We start from the raw sequence: 18,056 nt of genomic DNA, 5'->3' as shown, positions 1-18,056 counted from the left end.
TACTGCATCAGAATGCGGTACAGCCTCTATTTATTTAGATTCGGATTTGAATACGAACCTTGCCTTCTTCATATTGAAATTTAAGCTCACCCTTATATTTCTCCACCGTTCTCCTTACTATAGAGAGACCGTTTCCTCGTAAAACAGAACCTTTTGCTTTCGTAGTGAAACCATATTGGAAGAAGCTCTTCTGCTCCTCATCCGTAAGCACGGCTGGATTCTCGATTATAAATATATACTTTCCATGTTCCACTTTACATTGCACTTGAATCTCCTGCGTTATATACCCAGCATTTGATTCCACCGCTTCAATCGCATTATCCAACAAATTAGAAAATAATTTGACTAAGTCCATCGACTCTATTTTATCGAATGCATCATAATCTGTAGCGAAGCTGATGATTATATTTTTCGAATGCGCCAGCTCCCTCTTGCTCTGGAACAGCACCATTAAAATCGGATTTTTAATATGCAGCGATAGGTTTAGCGTTTTGGATTCCTCGGTTAGCTGTTTTAAATAATCATGTGCCTTATCATACCTTCGGATGTCCATTAATCCATTCAACACCTGGAGATGATTCATGAGATCATGACGACTTGATTTGATGGTCTCTACAATTTTGCCCAACTCGGAAATGTATACCTTCTCAGATTCACGCATGTCCTGATGAAGCCTGGCTTTGTACCATTTGTTAAGCACATATACACCAGCGAGCAGCAATAAAGCAAACAGGACATCCACTCCGAAAATAAACATATTATTTTGGACAACATACTTGCCCACATGGCCTAAATCCTTCGCAGCGATATCGATCCCCACAACACCAAGCACCGTACCATCCTCATCAAAGAAAGGAACCCCGACGGACATATAGGATTCGCTTATCCTATCATGTAACACTCCTGTGGAATATTTCAACCCTTTTTTTGCCATCTCCACTTGATTAGAAGGAACGGTACAAGGAAAACCAATCGGTATATCTTTTATATGAGGCGGAAATGCGTTAACCATTACTTTGGAAACATCGGTATCATCTAAAAGCAGGATATAAATATAGAGCGCATTTATACGTTTCCGATACTCCTCCAAATACAGCTTTATTTTTTTACGATTCTCATCATCCGTTTTCGTTAGTAGAAATTGCTTATAAGCAACTTTATCTATACCATTTGCTGCATCCGTAGCGATTTCCGTATACTGCTTCGCCAGTGTGATCTCCGCTGACTTCGTTGTATTGTGATAGGTGGAGATGAGTTTAAGTCCAACAAGCATACTTATGATTGCAATGGATAAAACGATAAAATAAATCATTCTTTTTTTTGTATACACTAGGTCTGGTTTCATTAGCTTAATCCTTTTCAGTACATCAATAATTGATAATAATCAGAAATTTCAGAGGCAGCGTACTAGTCAGCCATTACCGTCTGGTTTCTTCCAGCGTGCTTGGCCTTATAGAGAGCTTGATCTGCAAGTGAAAATAATTCATCTGCTGTTTGTGCATGGGAAGGAAACTGAGCTACGCCAAGCGAAACGGTAACCATCTGCTTGAGATGATTTTCGCTGCTCGCCATCCTTGTACGAATCCGCTCAGCAGTTTCAAAGGCAACATGCGGCGCGGTATTCGGCAGCAGGACAACGAACTCTTCCCCTCCATAACGGCTGCAAAGGTCATCAGGTGTTACAGAAAACCTGACAATGTCAGCCAAATGTTGAAGCACTCTGTCACCTTCCTGATGCCCATATGTATCATTAATGGTTTTAAAGCGATCAATATCCAGGACGACAATGGAGTAAGGTTTCTTTTCTTCTATCCATTTTTTCATAATCGTTTCTAACGTTCTTCTATTATTTAATCCAGTCAAAGGATCCGTCATAGCCGCTTGTGTCAACCGATCGGTTTCCGTTTTAATACCGTTCATAGCAAGTATGACCGTGCTCGTTAATAAATCGGCTTCTCTGTTCCAATGATGCTTCATGGCGGGTATGGGAACTTCTTCTTTCCCCATTTTGCTGACGATATTCGCAAGTGTTACAAAAGGTTTAGCCAATCGGCGGGCAAGAAAGGTCGTCACGAGCATCAAAAGAATAAAGGGTACGAGCGTGTATAATAGGATCGCTTGTATATGATTGCTCAACTGCTCCTTCACTATGCTTATTGGTGAAAGCACAACGACCCCCCATTGATTCTCTGGGACGTAGGAGTAACCGGCAAGCCATTTTACACCATCTTCATCTACGGCGAGCTCTTGTCCACTCTGCCCCTTAATCAACTTCTGAACGATCATATTCGAGGTACTATCCTTTCCAATCTGACTTTTATCAGGATCGTACATCAAGTGGCCATCTGAACCCACTACATAGAAATAGGAACCGTTATGGTCTAGGTTATCATTACCGAATATCATATTTAGAACGTTATTTTGTTGCAAATAGAGGCTTCCACCGATATAGCCCCGGTATACACCCTTTTGATCAAACAAAGGCTCACTAATAAACACCATGAGATTTTTTGTTGTCGCGCTCGTATAAGGCTTTGACAAATATGGCTTTCGTGAGGCCAATGCTTCCTTCGCAGGAGCTGTTTTAATAGGCACGCCTGCCTTCCCGATCGACGAAGGGGACAGTGTACGCATGACACCATTCTCATCAACTACGACAATCGAATTAAAATAGTTGCTGCTATTGCGAATGAGATCAAGATATTTTCCGGAATCTGATTGCTTCATATCACTATTCAAAGAATAAAAGTCTGCCGCGTTTTTAAGACTGCTTCGCATCGACTCAAATAATGAATCCATTGTCATGCTCATTTTAGATGCGGTTGAAAGATTAAGTGTAAGTGTTGTTTCATACAACGCTTGTTTCTTGGACTGGTAGGATGCAATAAGCAAAATGGTTAACATGAGTAAAACCGAAACAGAGACTAAACCAATCATTAGCGTCGTCAGGCTCACTTTTCTCTTTTGGATAGCTTGTTTTACTTGTAAAAGCGACACAGCGATACCTTCTTTGATTTATGATACTACTCATTATTCGACGGGATTCGACAAATACCTCTTTCCTAGCTGGTTTATTTTCCATAATTAGATAATCAATTTCAATAATTGCCCATTAATCGATTTAAAAAAATAAGACAGCACCTTGTCACAGTGCCGTCCGATTAGGTTGCTATGTTAGATTTGTAATTCACCAAGCTTGATTAGCTCGACAACCGCTTGTGAACGACCTTTTACGTTCAGCTTTTGCATGACATTAGAAATATGGTTGCGGACGGTCTTCTCGCTGATGAATAGTTGTTGTGCAATATCTCTTGTTGTCTTGTCCTGTACTAACAGCTCGAATACCTCGCGTTCACGATGCGTCAATAAAAACTTGCTCTTATGGTCGCTACCCTTCAATGTTTGTCACCCCTCCTTGCGCGGGTTTTTATGGTTTAACAAGGTTAAGGGATACAGTCAACTTATACTATGAAGGGGCGATACCATTGGTGCTGTTATGAAGGGAAAATGGGCTCTGCTGCCCATTATATTTTTGCATGAATGATGAGCCGATGCGTGGGGTTTACAATGGGATCACAGGTGATCAAAGTCAGCAGCTTATCTTTATTGTTGTAATTTAGAACAGATACATCTGTCGGATCTACAATGGATACTTTATAAACGGTGTATGTGAAGCTTTCATCTTTTGTATCCACGACGATTTTATCTCCGACCTCAACTTCCCCAAGCCTATTAAACAGCCTTCCCTTAGAGCGCATCCGATGGCCAGCTATAGCTGCGTTGCCGACTTTGCCTATTGCTGTTGTTTCCTTTAAGTGAGCTGTAGCCGATTTCATATTCTTCTGGGTGGCTCCCTCAACGACAGGCAGCTTAAGCTTTATTTTATCAATCTTAATCGTTGCAATGGGTGCAATCTTCTGTGCTTTTGGCGCCTCTGTAGGGGTTGCTTCTGGTGTAGCTGCATCCGTCGGTGATTGAATCGGCGTCTCGGTCGCTGCGGATTGCTCGTTGAAAAGATCCGTTAATTGCTCATACTGCTGCTGCGCTTGCTGCTCTGCGCTCACATCAAAGCTCGCCTCATCCCAAGTAGCCATCAGCTTATCCTGCTGACGGTTCTCGTACCATTCATTCGCTTTTGGATAGAGCAATATGAGAATACCTACAATCACTAATGCATAAGAGAGTATTCTTTTCATTTTTCCCCACCTTCCGCTAGCTGGCCTCAGTCTGTGGTCCTTTCGCCTCGAAAACCCATTTCTTGCTTCCGTAAAAGTTAAGCGCAACGGTTACCACCGTTACAATCAGCTTTGAGACGACCTCATTCAAACCCCACCACTCGTTCAAGGCCATAAGCAGCAGTAAAGTAATACCTAGTATGATACCGTTCCATACGATGAATCTCATACCTCTATTTAGCTGCTGCGGGCTTGAAGCTTCATTTTCCCTCTTCCTAAAAGTATATCGGCTATTTAGCACATAGCTGTTAATCATTCCAGCTCCGTATGCAATCACCTGTGCAAGCAAATAATACGCTCCAAACCAAATGAGGAGTGAAAACATAAGAAAATCGATTAACGTATTAAGAAGTCCAACTAAATTGAACTTTACAAATTGTGCGATGAATCCTCTAGCTGCTCGTTTTGATGTTGCGTTAGACATATTTTTTAACCCGATCTTGTTCAGCAGACTCTGAGGATTGATTGTCTTCTTTCGCAGGAAACCCCTGAGCTTCGCGAACGATGTATAAAGGGCGGTTTTTGGATTCTTCATAAATCCGGCCAATATATTCCCCGATTATACCTAAGAGCATCAATATAATGCCGTTAAACAAAAGATTCACTGCCACAATGGAAGCCCAGCCAGCAATCGTGGTGCCCGTAAACAGCTTCTGGAATATAACGACTAACAAATACAAGAAGCTCGTAATTGATAATGTAAAGCCAACATAAGTGGCAATTTTCAATGGTTTATAAGAGAAGGAGGTTATTCCGTCTATGGCAAAAGAAATCATTTTTTTCAGCGGATATTTGGTTTCGCCTGCAAAACGTTCTTCCCGTTCATATTCGACCATCGTCTGACGGAAACCGATCCAGCTAACCAAGCCGCGAACGAACCGATTTTTTTCCTTCAAGCCGCGCAGCACATCGCATACCTTCCGGTCAATCAAACGGAAATCCCCCGTATCTACGGGAATATCCACATTCGTTAAGCTGCGCAGCGTGCGATAAAACAGCTTAGCGGTTATTTTCTTGAACATCGTCTCGCCTTTGCGCTTAAGACGTTTGCCATAAACAACCTCAAAGCCTTCCTTCCATTTGGCGATCATATCGATAATGACCTCTGGAGGATCTTGTAGATCCGCATCAATGACGACGATCGCATCACCCTGCGCATAATCCATCCCCGCTGAAATCGCGATTTGATGACCAAAATTACGTGAAAAATTAATCATTCGGACATTTGGATCGAAATCGCAGATCATGGAAATTAATTCAACCGTACGATCTTTACTTCCATCGTTGACGAAAATAAGCTCATAACACTCGTTCGTGCTGTCCATGACCAGCTTCAGCCGCTCGTACGTATGCTCGATAACCTCTTCTTCGTTGTACATAGGAACGATAATACTGTATTTTACAGCCGATTGTTTCATCCAGATACCCCTTTCTTCAAGCAAAAACGCCTTCGGCGTCCTTAGACGCTGAAGTAGCCTTGACGGTGAAATATAAGATAAGTATGAAAAAACGATATACTTTCTTATATTTTAAAATAACCAGCTTGGGAACCAGCGCAGAACATGCTCTACATACCAGGTCTTTACAGTCATACCGGATAGCGCAGGATAGTACATCACAAATAACAATATCGCTACTGCCACAAAAACATTTCGAATCAGCTTAAAGTTTGGCCGTTTCTCTTCGATTATTTTAAACATATAGACCAAGCTCAGAATAATGAACGGCACCATTGCAAAATAGTGATAAAGGAATGTAAGACGTGTTACAAGCATCCAAGGCACGTACTGTGCTAGAAACGCGATCCATATCGTATACATCGCTTTATCTTTCCTCTTGATACTCATCCATATCGTCGCTGCCATCGCAAAAATGCCTGCCCACCAAATAAGCGGATTGCCCATCGCTACAATTGTGGATTTCATTCCTGCTGCCATATTGTCCCCTGAGTAATACCATACCGGCCTCTTCATGAACGGCCACTCCCACCATGAGGATGAGAATGGATGCGTAGATACCAGCTTGCTATGATAGCTGAACATATGCTTCTGGTAATCAACTAGACTTTTTAAGGTATATCCTTCATCCATTACTGTCAGCACGGGAATGTAGGATAACGCATAAATCACAAGCGGTATAACGATATAAAATACGAGACATACAGCAAGCGTTATGATCGTATAACGAGGAAATACGTTTATAATATGCTGCAGCTTGTCTTGGCTAAAGCCAGACTCTTTTTTGTTCTCTTTCAGAACTCGCTTGGCAGCTGCATACTCCTTATAACGTTCAAATAAAGATAAACCGAGCATAATAGCTAAGCCTGCGCCCCCATAAAGCACAATCCATTTGGAAGCTACACCGATTCCAAAAAAGAGACCTGCTAAAAACAACGGCAGCAAAGTAACACTCAGCTTTACCTTGTAGAAGCTTAAGGAATAATATTTGTGCATGAAATAAAACATCAGCATAATGAAAAACACGCCGTAAACGTCAATCGTTGCAATTCTAGTTTGCGTAAAATGCATAAAATCTGCTGCTAGCAAGGCAGTCGCCACACCCGCATAAACAGTCGTTTTAAACAACCTTCTCGCGAATACATACATTACCGGCAGCATTGCAATGCCAAACAGCGTACCGGCAATGCGCCAGCCAAACGGATTAAGCCCAAACAGCTTAATACCGATCGCAATTATAATTTTGCCAAGCGGTGGATGCGTATTCTCGTAAGCTACAATATGCTCCATATGCTCATAAGCAGTACGGGCATGATAAATTTCATCAAAATAAGATCCGTTCATATAAGTCGCTTCATATTTCGCGCGCTGCTGTTCATCAAAGAGCAAAGGTACGCTGCCTCGTTTGGCATCCTTCGCCTGTTCATCATTTATTCCGACGATTGATAACGGTATTTGGTTGCCTTGCTCGTAAATAGCCATCTCATGCATGGAGAAGCCTGTTTGAACCGTCGTAAGCTTCACATACCGAGCTGCGAGCGCCGCGGGCTGACTGTTCCAAGTAAATACAGCAACATGGCTGCTGTCGATTTCCATGAGATTGTCCCAGTCGGTCCCATTTTGACTAAATTCATATTTGTATTTTCCTGTTCCAACTCCGCCAAAGCTGTTGATGCGATCAAGCTGCTTAACCTCGCCCAAATCAACGTAAAAGCTTTGACCAACGGTCGAAGGCTGCCATGCGGTTGTCGGCCCCTTCATCTCGCCAAGCTGGAATAGCGCGACGACCGCATAAATTAGCGTAATCGCACCCATCCATATCCAATCCTTGCGAACCAGTCGTTCATTCTCTTGCTTCACTCTTGAGATCGCTTCAGCTTTGAAAGCTGTTAGTGTCTTGTGATCCGTCTGCTTGCGTTCTTCATCCAGCAGCGGGGCGATAGGCTTCGACCTTCCGCGTGCATAATTATCATATCCGATATATAACAAGTAAAGCATTAATCCAACATTTGCTAACGAGCACAATAGAACAATTCCATTAAAAGGAACATTCGTGCTCACCTTGCTGTAGTCAAGCACATACGCAATATTGATGAAGCTCGTTAAGCTAAATCCGAAATACACCATCAACATCCTGCGATCGAGCGATTGTATAAAAGCAAAGATTCCAAGCAGCATTACTGGGAACAGGTAACGCTCATGCATCTTCGTTACACCCATAAATACGACAACGATAAGCACCATCGCTATAAAATAAGAGCGCTTGGACGATTCATTGTCTCGCTTTAACAGTGCAAAAAAAGCGGAAATCGCTACGGCTGCAAAAATGAAGATATTCCCCCATGTTTTGAACGAAAACAGCAGCCACGTATCCGTAATCGGCTTCCAATTCGCATCGCTTAACGCATAGAAGTTGAATGCATTTAGCGTCGCGTACGGATAAGAGGACAAGGTTCCTGAATAGAGCTTAATGAGCCCCGACAAGCCGCTGTTGCCCCAGAAGAAAGGCAAAGCGAGCAATATAAACGTAGTGAAGCCGTAAAATGCGCTGACCGAAATCTTCTTCCAATCTTTGCGATATACGAACCACAACAGCAGCACCGGCATGAATATAAATGCCTGCGGCTTAATAAGCGCTGCAACAGCAAACAAAACCGAAGCGCGCTCTATTTTATTTTCGACCAGTCCATGAATAGCCATTACGAGTGCCAGCGCAAATATTGAATCCACTTGCCCCCATGCGGCAGAATCCACAATAATAGCTGGATTGAATAAGAAAAGAAGCGCTAATCCTAACGCTATCGAATAGCCTGCTTTCTTCTTTCCTATTTGGACAATGAAATAAGCAGCAGCCAAATCGGCTAAAATCGCCGGGAGCTTAAATAGAAGCATTGCCGCATTTGATCCTGAATCTAGCGACAGCATATCTTTTATTAAACCTAATACATACAGAATATAAATATAGCCGGGAGGGTAATCTACAAACATTCCCGAATGGTAAAAACCAGAAAGCCCCTGCTTCGCAGCTTGGTCAGCCCAAGCCATAAACAAAGCGATGTCATTCGCATAACCACTGCTTGAAACAGCAATCCAAAGCCGCAAAATTAGCGCACCGAGGAACACGAATACAAGAATGGTTTTATGTAAATGTTGTTTCTCGTCAAGCCAGCTTCGATCTCGAAACAGCTTCTTATAGATAAGTGCAAAAAACAAGGTGAACAGCGCACCAAACAAAATAAGTGGAAGGACTGAGCCGCCCGAAGTTGATACTTCAGTTCCTTGGCTTGTCTCCGTAGGGACTAAGCTGAACACCTCTGCACCGGATGGCGCCTTAGATACTTTCTCCACACTGACGTCATCAAAATAGGCTTTCCCTGTATTAATGCTCCCGTATCCGCCTAAACTAGCGCTGAACGTAATACTCTTCTGATCCTGGCCCGTCTTCGCATAAAACTCAATGTACGCCCATTTTCCATTTGTATCCTTCACTTCAGGATAAGTTACTGCTACGCCTTCAACGAAAAATAGAGCCCCTGTTGCATCCAAGCCTACTTGTTCCGTCTTCACGTACCCAGAAAATTTATATGTTGTTTTTGGTTTTACTTTTATCGCCTGTGTCCACCGCGAGTGATTAGCTTGCTTGTTCTCAAGCACGGCTGAATAGGTTCCTGTATGCGCTTCGGTACTATCAATACTATACGAAGTAATTTGCTCTTCCTTCAAATACGCATCATGCGTCCAATCTGAAGGCGCTCCCTCCGTAACATTTTCAAAACCGGCATTGTTAAGCAGATTGCTTGCTGCGTTTGATACTGCCGCTGGCCATAGAAGGGTTAGGAGAAGGATGGTTATTGTAGCGCGACTAAACATATTCATCATCGTTCCGATTTCCACCTCATATTTGGAATAAAGTTGTCCATTTTATAATGAAATACAACTTAACTCTATGTGATATTAACCTCATGGTCAATGAAAAAGTGAAATTTCCACCGCTTTTTTAGCACGACGGAAAAGTCGACAGCGATAATAAAAAAGCATCCCTAATGGGATGCGCGAAATGCCACAATGGAATGCATGTTTTTCTGTATGCAAGCACTCTCGATTCAGCTTGAGGATGGGGGCAGCATACCACCCTTTCCATCGGCTATGCCTACGATTTCTGATGGTTTTCTTATATCCGCGACAACGATATCGTTTTTTCTCGCCGATCATGCCTCCCGCCACATAGCTTAGGTAGAGATGAATACAAATCGCTGCACTTCAGCCTTAATCGCATTGTCTACAAAATTCAGCGTGCCCAAGCAATATAATTGAGGCAGAAGCTCGCCATAAATCAAATAAAAAGGAAACATCCAGCTTCCGAGGAGCAGCAGGCTGTCGATGATGGATAAGACCAGCATCCTTTTGCTAAATGTCATACGTCCATTCCGCTCGTCATCTCTATTTGTACTTCCACTAAAGTAAGCTCCGTTAAAGCGGCTATGCTGTAGCTTGTAGTCGACTCCATTTCCAAGCAATCCCCGGGAGCGACGTTTAGCGGCTTGCCATCCACAATCGCTACGCCTTTGCCGGCTTGAACGGTCCATATAACCCTTCGAGAGGGCAATGGACCCGGAACATAATGCTCCCCTGTATGAACCACAATTTTTTTCACGAGCGTCTCTCGGTTGTCTTCAAGCTTAAACACGTCCAAAATGCGATACCAGCCCCAGCGGAGCTCCTCGTACATCAATCGCTGATCGATAGGCTGCATCATTTCCTTAATGCGGGGACTCGCAGATTTATCGGATATGAGAATGCCATTCGGACTTGCTGCTACAACAATATTCGATAAACCAAGCACCGTCACCAAGATATCCAATTCATTAAGCACATGCGTATTGTTCGAATCGTCGCTTATAAGACCCTGCCCAATTACATTCGTATCCATTTCCTCCGTTAGCGTGTTCCATGTGCCGAGGTCCTTCCACTCATTTTCATATGCGATGGCTCTGAGCTGCTTCGCTTTTTCCAACACTTCATAATCAAAGCTGTTTTTGGGCAGCGCAGCATATTGGCGGGATAATTGTTGATAGGAGGTTGGGTAATTCCGATCGCGCAGAAGCGAGAGCAAATAATCAAGCTTGAAGGCAAACACGCCGCAATTCCATAGTGCACCATTGTCTATTAACTCCTTGGCAATCAGCGCTGGCGGCTTCTCGACAAAACTTGTAATCACGATGCTATTATTAGTCTGTGATGCGAGATTCATAGGAGATGGAATCATATAGCCATATTTCTCTGAAGGATAAGTCGGACGTGATCCGATTAAAGCAACCTCCGCATTCGTTCCTCTCAAAACCTGCTCTAATTCCTTGATCTTTTCGAAAAAATCAGCATTTACATAGGGATCTACAGGCAGCACGCATACGATCTCGTCCTTAGAGGCCTTCACTATTGAATTCAAATAAGCGGAAACCAAAGCAATGGCCGGAAAGGTATCTCTTCTCTCCGGTTCCACGATGATCGAAACTTGGTTGCCAATCTGGCTTCTAATCAAATCCACCTGAGAGGAGCATGTGGCGATATAGGATGAAGCCTCAAGACCAGCCTCTTGCAGCTGTCTCCACACCCTTTGAACCATCGATTCTCGTTCGCCGTTCTCCCCTTTGAGCACCTTTAAAAACTGCTTCGTTCGCGAGCCGTTCGAGAGCGGCCATAATCGTTTGCCGGAGCCTCCCGAGAGCAGAATTATTTTCATTAGCCTCGCGCTCCTTTTAATGCATTCATATCCTGCATAACCATTTCTTTAACAAGCGCTTGAACATCATATTTAGGTGTCCACCCTAATTGTTTCTTTGCCTTCTCAGGACTTCCGAGCAGCAGCTCAACCTCGGTAGGCCGATAATATTTGGCATCCACGGCAACAACCTCCTTGCCGACCGGAAGCGAATAGGCTGGATTATGGCATGCCTTTACATAGGCCACTTCGTCTTCCTTTTCCCCTTTAAATGCTATTTCCACACCGATCTCGGCAAAAGCAAGACGAACAAACTCTCTAACCTCTGTCGTGTATCCTGTTGCTATGACAAAGTCTTCCGGCTCGCTCTGCTGAAGAATCAGCCACATCGCCTCGACGTAATCTCTTGCGTGTCCCCAGTCTCGCTGCGCATTTAAATTTCCTAAGTAAACCTTGTCTTGCAATCCATGCGCGATGCGCGCTACCGCTTTTGTAATTTTGCGTGAAACGAATGTTTCTCCCCGCAAAGGACTTTCATGATTAAAGAGAATACCGTTGGATGCGAACATGCCGTAGGCCTCGCGGTAGTTTACTGTGATCCAATAGGCATACAACTTGGCAACTGCATAAGGACTGCGGGGATAAAACGGTGTTTTCTCATGCTGTGGAATTTGTTGAACAAGCCCGTAAAGCTCAGATGTAGAGGCTTGATAAATTTTTGTTTTTTGCGTAAGCCCAAGCAGTCGTACAGCTTCCAATATGCGCAGCGTTCCGATGCCATCTGCGTTGGCTGTATACTCTGGCGTATCGAAGCTGACATGAACATGGCTCATCGCTGCCAAGTTATAAATTTCATCCGGTTTCACCTGCTCAATAATTCGCACTATGTTTAAAGAATCCGTTAGGTCTCCATAATGAAGAAAAAATCTTTGTTCATTAATGCTGGAATCATTCAACAAATGGTCGATTCTTCCGGTATTCGGCAGAGAGCTTCTTCTCTGCAATCCGTGTACAATATATCCCTTATCTAACAGCAATTCAGCTAGATATGCGCCGTCTTGTCCCGTAATCCCTGTTACAAAAGCAATCTTCAAAGCATCTGCCCCTTCCCTATCATCCCAATTAGTAACATAGTATGTCTCTCAAACGAATTGGTATGGACGTAATGGAAGCTTCACAAACTCTATTCTATAAATAGGCAAAGACATGCTCACATTAAGAGCCGATTACATAATCTGATAAGTAGAATTATATATTCAGGTTAAATAGGAAAGGTCGGAGGCTGATAATGAGTCAATTGAAAGGGAAAAAAATTATGGTCACCGGAGGCTCCGGTTTCTTAGGCTCGCATGTCACCCAGCTGCTTGCTAAATACGATGCAGCAGACGTTATTGTACCGAGGAGCCGGCAATATGATTTAACTAGCCAGGCCGCATGTTTGTCCGTTATTCAAGACTATAAACCGGATATCGTCATTCACTTGGCCGCAAAAGTAGGCGGGATTGGAGCCAATCGCGCAAATCCAGGTTCTTTTTTTTATGACAACCTTTCGATGGGCATCCATCTCGCAGAGGCATCGCGCCTCCATGGCGTCGAAAAGTTTGTAGCCTGCGGAACGATTTGCTCTTACCCCAAATTTGCCAATGTTCCATTCAAGGAAGAAGAGTTGTGGGACGGCTATCCTGAAGAGACAAACGCACCTTATGGCTTAGCAAAAAAAATGCTGCTCGTTCAGTCACAAGCTTATCGCAAGCAATACGGCTTTAATTCCATCTTCCTTTTACCCGTTAATCTGTATGGTCCTAGAGATAACTTTGATCTGGAAACCTCGCATGTCATTCCTGCGCTTATTCGCAAATGCTTAGAGGCGAAAGAACAGAATGCCGATTGCATTGAGGTTTGGGGCACAGGGATTGCAACAAGAGAGTTTTTATATGTGGAGGACGCTGCAACAGCTATTCTGCAAGCCGCAGAGCAGTATAATGGCGAAGAGCCTGTCAATATTGGCACAGGCCGCGAAATCTCGATTAAAGAGCTCGTTCATTTAATTGCAGAGAAAACAGGCTACACCGGAAATATACGATGGGATGCAAGCAGACCTGACGGGCAGCTGCGAAGATGCCTCGACACATCCAAAGCAGAGCAGCTATTCTCCTTCAAAGCGAAGACGGATTTGCCGGAAGGGTTAGAGAAAACCGTGAAATGGTATATCGATCAGCAATAAATACGGTCATAAAACAAAAGCCACAGCGACTATCCATAGTCGCTGTGGCTTTTGTTTTTATGATGCCCGCTTCTTTCCTTTTATTGCGCTCCCTTTTTTCCGTGGCTGGACACTCCCCTTACGCTTGCTCCGGCTGACAGCTCTCCTGCTTGATGCGCCTTTATTACTTTTTTTCCTTCGTATGCCGGTTGTTTTTTTTCCTAACCTTTTACGTCCGTTTCTTCTTAACGGCTTCGTTCTTCTTATGCTTGGAGCTGGTTTGGCAACTGGCAGATTAGCATGATAATAGCTTGAAACCTCAGCAAAATACGAATTCAACACATTTTCAAGGCTCTGCTGGGAATAATGGTTCGTTTCGATATTTTTTGCCCGAAGCTTTTCGAACCAGCTTGTCACCCCTTGAACAAAACCGTCTGTTGCCTGCAAACGTCTCTCGCATACATCCATATGAAGATTAAGCTCATCCTCCGTAGGCAGAAGGCCCATCTGAATCAGCTGATTGAATACAATTTTTTTCCCGATCACTTGTTGTTCCGCATTATGCTTCGCGCCTATTTGCTCACTATGAATGCGGTAATGAAGCAGAACATCAGGTATATTCGTGATACGGGTTAATTGCGCCATTCTCGTCCACAGCTCATAATCCTCCGTATGGGGACTCTGATAGTCATAATAAAGCGAGTAGCTCTTAACGACGGAGCTCCGCATCATGACCGTTGGATGATTTAGAGAGCAATAAAACAAAAGCCCTGCCTTAATGTCCTCATGATCGGTTGGATGCTTAACCCAAATATCGGTATGCATATATTTTATCGCTGTACCGCAAAGGCCGATATCCGGGTATTGATTCATAAGCTCAACCTGCCTAGCCAAACGATCAGGAAAAGCAAAATCATCACAATCCATTCTAGCAATATATTCGCCTTGAGCAAGAACAAGCCCCTTGTTCAGCGTGAAAATAAGTCCGTAGTTTGCTCCATTGCTAAAGAAACGGATTCTTGTATCTGAGTAAGAGGCAATGATTGCGGCGCTCTGATCCTTCGAGCCGTCATCAATAATTAAAAACTCAAAATCTTGAAATGTCTGATTTAAAATGCTTTCGATTGCTTCGCGCAAAAACAATTCACCGTTATAAACCGGCATCAAAACCGTTACCTTTGGCACCTTCCCGCCTCCTTCTACACACTCACTACTATACAATGAATGATAGATGCAGATGGTTTGGACAAAAGCCTTAGGGCATCTTCATCGTTCTTTCAACAATGTCGCTGTTTCAGTATAATCTCGGATGATTCGCTCGTATTTGCTGAACAATCATCGCATGCTTCTGTCCCGCATCATAGGACAACGAATGGCCATGACGCCGGTATAATAACAAGGCTTCATGAATGGCAGTCCCACACCAGCCCCTCTCGCATAACGAAATCCAGAAATCCCAATCCTCATAGCCATGTATCATCGCTTCATTGTAACCGCCTACTGATAACCAAGCACTTTTGCGAACAAGCGAGGTGACACAAACAATATTTTCTGAGAGCAAGCGGTTAAAATCAAATTCAGGCGGAATCCAAACCCACGATTGATCGCCGAAATACTCCAAGCCGACAGTCGCGAAGCCAGCCTCCGGTCTCGCTTCTAATGTACGGTAAGCCTTCTCTATTAAAGTAGGCTGTATTTTATCGTCCGCATCAAGGGGCAATATATAATTCCCTCTTGCTTCGTGTATGCCAACGTTTCGTCCATACGGCAGACCGATATTCGTCTGCACATGAATGACTCTCGTTTTTGGCTTATTTAAACGATTTAATAGATCAATCATCGCTGGCTCTGTTGATCCATAATCCACGACGATTACTTCAATCTCCGAATAGGAAGAAGCTAAGCAAGAATCGATGGTTTGTTCAATAAATCTACCCTATCAAAGCACGGGATTACTATGCTGACCTTCACATTCATCGGGCAAGCTCCTTTCATTCTGGTGTAACTTTCCTGTCTGGCAGCATAAAGTAATGATACATATCCTTTGTCACCGGCAAGCTGTATTTAACCGTCAACAGCGAAAGAATCGAATGGTCGTAACGATGATCGATAAATTCCGGGAAGTTCGGCAGGCCGCTGCTATTTTCAGCATTCGAAATCACTTTATAATCTTCGCAATAAAACAGCCATTCTTCTAATAGGCTTCTGCTTTTCTCATTATTGTAAAACATAAAAAATCCAGCCCAAACCTGCTCCGCTTCCCAATAACCTGAGCTGTCGCACTGCATGAGCACGAAGCTGTCTCTTTTTGTCCAGCTTGGATACAGTGCGTGTCCGCATCCGAATACAGCACTAGCGCTCCTTCTTCCATTTTCGATAAAGAGTCCAGTAAAATATACGGCTTCCAGTACCATAGGCCAAAGCCTTTCTCATGCTGCAAAATTGCTGTATTCTTACGAGCAAAAGCCTTTCCTTCGAGATCGCTTGGATGATATGAAATGACACGATCAACGCCGAATTGCAGAGCAGACGCATTTAGTCTATCTTGATAGGATTGAAATTCCGGCGAGGCAAAGCTTACTAAATAAATCTTTTATGACCACTTCCTTCTAACCTGTAATCCATCAACGCGAGTTCGATGAATCCATGCAAAATCTTTGTTTGTACTCGGCGTCCATCTTGCATAAAAAATATTCGTATTTCGCTCCATCACCTCCTGGAACATCCTGCTCATCCCTGTATCGTAATGGGCCAAAGCACCGGATGATTTTTTTAAGCCGATGTTGTTCGTTTTAATCTCAAAAATGTTAGGCGTCGTTTCATAAGCAATACTGTAATCCACTTGAACGGTCTGAAAAAATTGCTTCACCACATATTCGATTTTGATCGTAGCAGCCATCGAAAATAATTCGGAGTTCAGCATTTTTATATTCGCTCACAGCACGGTGCAGCTCCGCTATTAGGGGAACAATCGTAGCTTCTTTATTGAGTACAGGCAGCGTAATGCTTATTTTTAGATATAAATTCCCGTTCAGGCAAATTAATCTTTTAATTCCCTCCACTAATGTTATTTTTGGCTTCCACTTCGGCACGGTTACCCCCTTGTTCCATGGAATCATAATTTCTCGCGGATGGTAGGGTCGTCCTCCCCAATTCACCTGTAACGGTATATCCATTATTTTTTCAATAATGCTCGCTAACTCCTTTAGTGGAATGGGCTGCTGTGAAGAAACGGAATAAACCTCGTTCTTAACTGCCCCATCATTTAGCAGCTGCTGGGCTGCGAGCATATAAGCTTCAACAACATCATCAATGTGTACAATATCAATCAGCTGCTCTCCAGGTGACATCGCAAGCGGTTTATGTTCCTTTCCAGCCTTCAGCAGCAACGAAATGGTTTTTTATTATCAAAATGCTGTGAGAAGGTTTCCGTTTTAATGAATGCATAAACGTGCTGCGACAACATCGCCTCCACTAGCTGCGTACCGAAAATAATATTGCTTGTCAGCATCTCTTCTACCTGTTTTGGCGCATAAGTAACTGTGGCCGATGTATGATGATAGCACCCTGGACATCCTCCAGTTGCTTAAGGCTCGATTCATTTCTAGCGATAATGTGCACCTTCCATTCTTCCGCCAAAAGCTTTCGCACGAGGTGTGAGCCAATAAAACCCATGGCTCCGGTGACTAAAGCGGTTAAGGCTGCACGGGAATTTTTTTCTATCATCGATCTCCCCCCCAGCTTGTTTTCCCTGCATATTCATGCCATTGCTTCAAACAAACCTGCCGAATATCTTCGTTGCCTTGATAGGCAAGCGTCCACTCAACCACCTTATTCAGCGCCTAATCAAGGGTCCATCTTGGCTTCCAGCCTAAGCGCAGCTGCGCCTTCGAGCAGTCCATCGGCTGAAAGAACCCCTCATGCTTATAAGCCATAAGTTGTCCATCATTAGCTATCTTCTGCATGCAGTCCATCTCCAGATTTGTATGATCGCTTTCAATATAATCAAGCAGCTGCGGTTCCATTACGAAAAAACCTGAATTATTCCAGCTCCCGTCGCCGTACGTCAGCATAAACGTCTTGTTTCCTAAATACGGCTGAACTCGCTTTAGCCTGCCGCCTGTCATCGTTTCTTTGCCGGTGTCGACCAGCGTGATTTTCCACGTTTCAATGGAAGATTCATGAATCGTCATTTCGTTTCGATTCGATAAATCAAAGGTTACATCCGAGTGATGCAAAAATAATGATAGAAATATTCTTTGATGAAATAACCTTTGTAGCCCTACAAATCACAAAATCAGTAAAGCCGTTATGCGCATAGGTTTGCATGATATGCCATAGGATTGGCTTATCCCCAATGTTGATCATCGGTTTTGGCTTCATGAGCGACTCCTCGCTTATTCTAGTGCCGAACCCGCTTGCTAGAATGACCACTTTCATAT

17 protein-coding genes and 1 pseudogene are annotated in these 18,056 nt (G+C 43.5%); 1 reads left to right on the top strand and 17 read right to left on the bottom strand.

The window, feature by feature from the left end:
* Positions 1 to 34 precede the first annotated feature (34 nt).
* The 10 genes from AB4Z45_RS10850 to gmd all read right to left on the bottom strand — a co-directional run bounded on the left by AB4Z45_RS10850 (position 35) and on the right by gmd (position 12,505).
* A complete protein-coding gene (locus AB4Z45_RS10850) occupies positions 35 to 1,345 on the bottom strand; it encodes a GHKL domain-containing protein (protein ID WP_441909222.1) in 1,311 nt (436 codons plus the stop codon).
* Between the two features lie 62 nt (positions 1,346 to 1,407).
* Positions 1,408 to 2,997: a sensor domain-containing diguanylate cyclase gene (locus tag AB4Z45_RS10845; RefSeq protein WP_441909221.1), complete on the bottom strand. Its 1,590-nt coding sequence runs from the start codon at positions 2,995 to 2,997 to the stop codon at positions 1,408 to 1,410.
* Between the two features lie 177 nt (positions 2,998 to 3,174).
* Positions 3,175 to 3,399: a helix-turn-helix domain-containing protein gene (locus AB4Z45_RS10840; protein ID WP_006040330.1), complete on the bottom strand. Its 225-nt coding sequence runs from the start codon at positions 3,397 to 3,399 to the stop codon at positions 3,175 to 3,177.
* A 125-nt stretch (positions 3,400 to 3,524) separates the two neighbouring features.
* Positions 3,525 to 4,196 carry a class D sortase gene (locus AB4Z45_RS10835; protein ID WP_076270221.1) on the bottom strand — a complete coding sequence of 224 codons (672 nt, stop codon included), beginning with the start codon at positions 4,194 to 4,196 and terminating at the stop codon, positions 3,525 to 3,527.
* A 16-nt stretch (positions 4,197 to 4,212) separates the two neighbouring features.
* Complete coding sequence (locus AB4Z45_RS10830; RefSeq protein ID WP_441909219.1) at positions 4,213 to 4,659, bottom strand: GtrA family protein; 447 nt, start codon at positions 4,657 to 4,659, stop codon at positions 4,213 to 4,215.
* Positions 4,652 to 5,653, bottom strand: a complete 1,002-nt coding sequence (locus AB4Z45_RS10825; protein WP_430061252.1) for a glycosyltransferase family 2 protein — start codon at positions 5,651 to 5,653, stop codon at positions 4,652 to 4,654. The genes AB4Z45_RS10830 and AB4Z45_RS10825 overlap by 8 nt, the downstream gene beginning before the upstream one ends.
* A gap of 111 nt (positions 5,654 to 5,764) precedes the next feature.
* The gene (locus tag AB4Z45_RS10820; protein WP_441909217.1) at positions 5,765 to 9,571 is read right to left on the bottom strand and encodes a phospholipid carrier-dependent glycosyltransferase; all 3,807 of its coding nucleotides are present in this window, start codon (positions 9,569 to 9,571) and stop codon (positions 5,765 to 5,767) included.
* Between the two features lie 350 nt (positions 9,572 to 9,921).
* A complete protein-coding gene (locus tag AB4Z45_RS10815; protein WP_441909216.1) occupies positions 9,922 to 10,110 on the bottom strand; it encodes a hypothetical protein in 189 nt (62 codons plus the stop codon).
* Positions 10,107 to 11,432, bottom strand: coding sequence for a sugar phosphate nucleotidyltransferase (locus AB4Z45_RS10810; RefSeq protein ID WP_441909215.1), 1,326 nt, complete (start codon positions 11,430 to 11,432; stop codon positions 10,107 to 10,109). Before AB4Z45_RS10810 ends, AB4Z45_RS10815 begins: the two co-directional genes overlap by 4 nt.
* On the bottom strand, positions 11,432 to 12,505 hold the full coding sequence (gene gmd, locus AB4Z45_RS10805) for a GDP-mannose 4,6-dehydratase (RefSeq protein WP_441909214.1): 1,074 nt from the start codon (positions 12,503 to 12,505) through the stop codon (positions 11,432 to 11,434). The genes AB4Z45_RS10810 and gmd overlap by 1 nt, the downstream gene beginning before the upstream one ends.
* A gap of 194 nt (positions 12,506 to 12,699) precedes the next feature.
* Here gmd and AB4Z45_RS10800 point away from each other — a divergent pair, with 194 nt between their 5' ends.
* Positions 12,700 to 13,635, top strand: coding sequence for a GDP-L-fucose synthase family protein (locus tag AB4Z45_RS10800; protein ID WP_441909213.1), 936 nt, complete (start codon positions 12,700 to 12,702; stop codon positions 13,633 to 13,635).
* Positions 13,636 to 13,692: 57 nt separating this feature from the next.
* Here the strand turns inward: AB4Z45_RS10800 and AB4Z45_RS10795 are convergent, their stop codons facing one another.
* The 7 genes and pseudogenes from AB4Z45_RS10795 to AB4Z45_RS10765 form a co-directional block, all read right to left on the bottom strand.
* Positions 13,693 to 14,799, bottom strand: a complete 1,107-nt coding sequence (locus AB4Z45_RS10795) for a glycosyltransferase family 2 protein (protein WP_441909211.1) — start codon at positions 14,797 to 14,799, stop codon at positions 13,693 to 13,695.
* A 109-nt stretch (positions 14,800 to 14,908) separates the two neighbouring features.
* Entirely contained in the window at positions 14,909 to 15,541 is a 633-nt protein-coding gene (locus AB4Z45_RS10790; protein ID WP_441909526.1) for a glycosyltransferase family A protein, read from the bottom strand.
* Between the two features lie 64 nt (positions 15,542 to 15,605).
* Positions 15,606 to 16,028 carry a hypothetical protein gene (locus tag AB4Z45_RS10785; RefSeq protein ID WP_441909210.1) on the bottom strand — a complete coding sequence of 141 codons (423 nt, stop codon included), beginning with the start codon at positions 16,026 to 16,028 and terminating at the stop codon, positions 15,606 to 15,608.
* A 405-nt stretch (positions 16,029 to 16,433) separates the two neighbouring features.
* Complete coding sequence (locus tag AB4Z45_RS10780) at positions 16,434 to 16,964, bottom strand: NAD-dependent epimerase/dehydratase family protein (protein ID WP_441909208.1); 531 nt, start codon at positions 16,962 to 16,964, stop codon at positions 16,434 to 16,436.
* Positions 16,965 to 17,048: 84 nt separating this feature from the next.
* Positions 17,049 to 17,180 carry a hypothetical protein gene (locus tag AB4Z45_RS10775; RefSeq protein WP_441909545.1) on the bottom strand — a complete coding sequence of 44 codons (132 nt, stop codon included), beginning with the start codon at positions 17,178 to 17,180 and terminating at the stop codon, positions 17,049 to 17,051.
* Positions 17,131 to 17,340, bottom strand: coding sequence for a GDP-mannose 4,6-dehydratase (locus tag AB4Z45_RS10770; RefSeq protein WP_441909206.1), 210 nt, complete (start codon positions 17,338 to 17,340; stop codon positions 17,131 to 17,133). Before AB4Z45_RS10770 ends, AB4Z45_RS10775 begins: the two co-directional genes overlap by 50 nt.
* 116 nt (positions 17,341 to 17,456) lie before the next feature.
* A pseudogene (locus tag AB4Z45_RS10765) lies at positions 17,457 to 18,054 on the bottom strand (sugar phosphate nucleotidyltransferase).
* Positions 18,055 to 18,056: the final 2 nt, after the last annotated feature.

The organism is Paenibacillus sp. MCAF9, from assembly GCF_052114265.1.
Classification (GTDB): Bacteria; Bacillota; Bacilli; order Paenibacillales; family Paenibacillaceae; genus Pristimantibacillus.
The sequence above is the reverse complement of the archived record's forward strand: the minus strand, read 5'-3'. Positions and strand labels throughout refer to the sequence as shown.

Excerpts from the sequence above, each read along its gene's own strand:
- AB4Z45_RS10825 (WP_430061252.1), bottom strand. The coding sequence starts at position 5,653 with ATGAAACAATCGGCTGTAAAATACAGTATTATCGTTCCTATGTACAAC.
- AB4Z45_RS10830 (WP_441909219.1), bottom strand. The coding sequence starts at position 4,659 with ATGTCTAACGCAACATCAAAACGAGCAGCTAGAGGATTCATCGCACAA.
- AB4Z45_RS10785 (WP_441909210.1), bottom strand. The coding sequence starts at position 16,028 with ATGGTACTGGAAGCCGTATATTTTACTGGACTCTTTATCGAAAATGGA.
- AB4Z45_RS10810 (WP_441909215.1), bottom strand. The coding sequence starts at position 11,432 with ATGAAAATAATTCTGCTCTCGGGAGGCTCCGGCAAACGATTATGGCCG.
- AB4Z45_RS10770 (WP_441909206.1), bottom strand. The coding sequence starts at position 17,340 with ATGATAGAAAAAAATTCCCGTGCAGCCTTAACCGCTTTAGTCACCGGA.
- AB4Z45_RS10835 (WP_076270221.1), bottom strand. The coding sequence starts at position 4,196 with ATGAAAAGAATACTCTCTTATGCATTAGTGATTGTAGGTATTCTCATA.
- AB4Z45_RS10820 (WP_441909217.1), bottom strand. The coding sequence starts at position 9,571 with ATGATGAATATGTTTAGTCGCGCTACAATAACCATCCTTCTCCTAACC.
- AB4Z45_RS10815 (WP_441909216.1), bottom strand. The coding sequence starts at position 10,110 with ATGACATTTAGCAAAAGGATGCTGGTCTTATCCATCATCGACAGCCTG.
- AB4Z45_RS10800 (WP_441909213.1), top strand. The coding sequence starts at position 12,700 with ATGAGTCAATTGAAAGGGAAAAAAATTATGGTCACCGGAGGCTCCGGT.
- AB4Z45_RS10780 (WP_441909208.1), bottom strand. The coding sequence starts at position 16,964 with ATGTCACCTGGAGAGCAGCTGATTGATATTGTACACATTGATGATGTT.
- AB4Z45_RS10850 (WP_441909222.1), bottom strand. The coding sequence starts at position 1,345 with ATGAAACCAGACCTAGTGTATACAAAAAAAAGAATGATTTATTTTATC.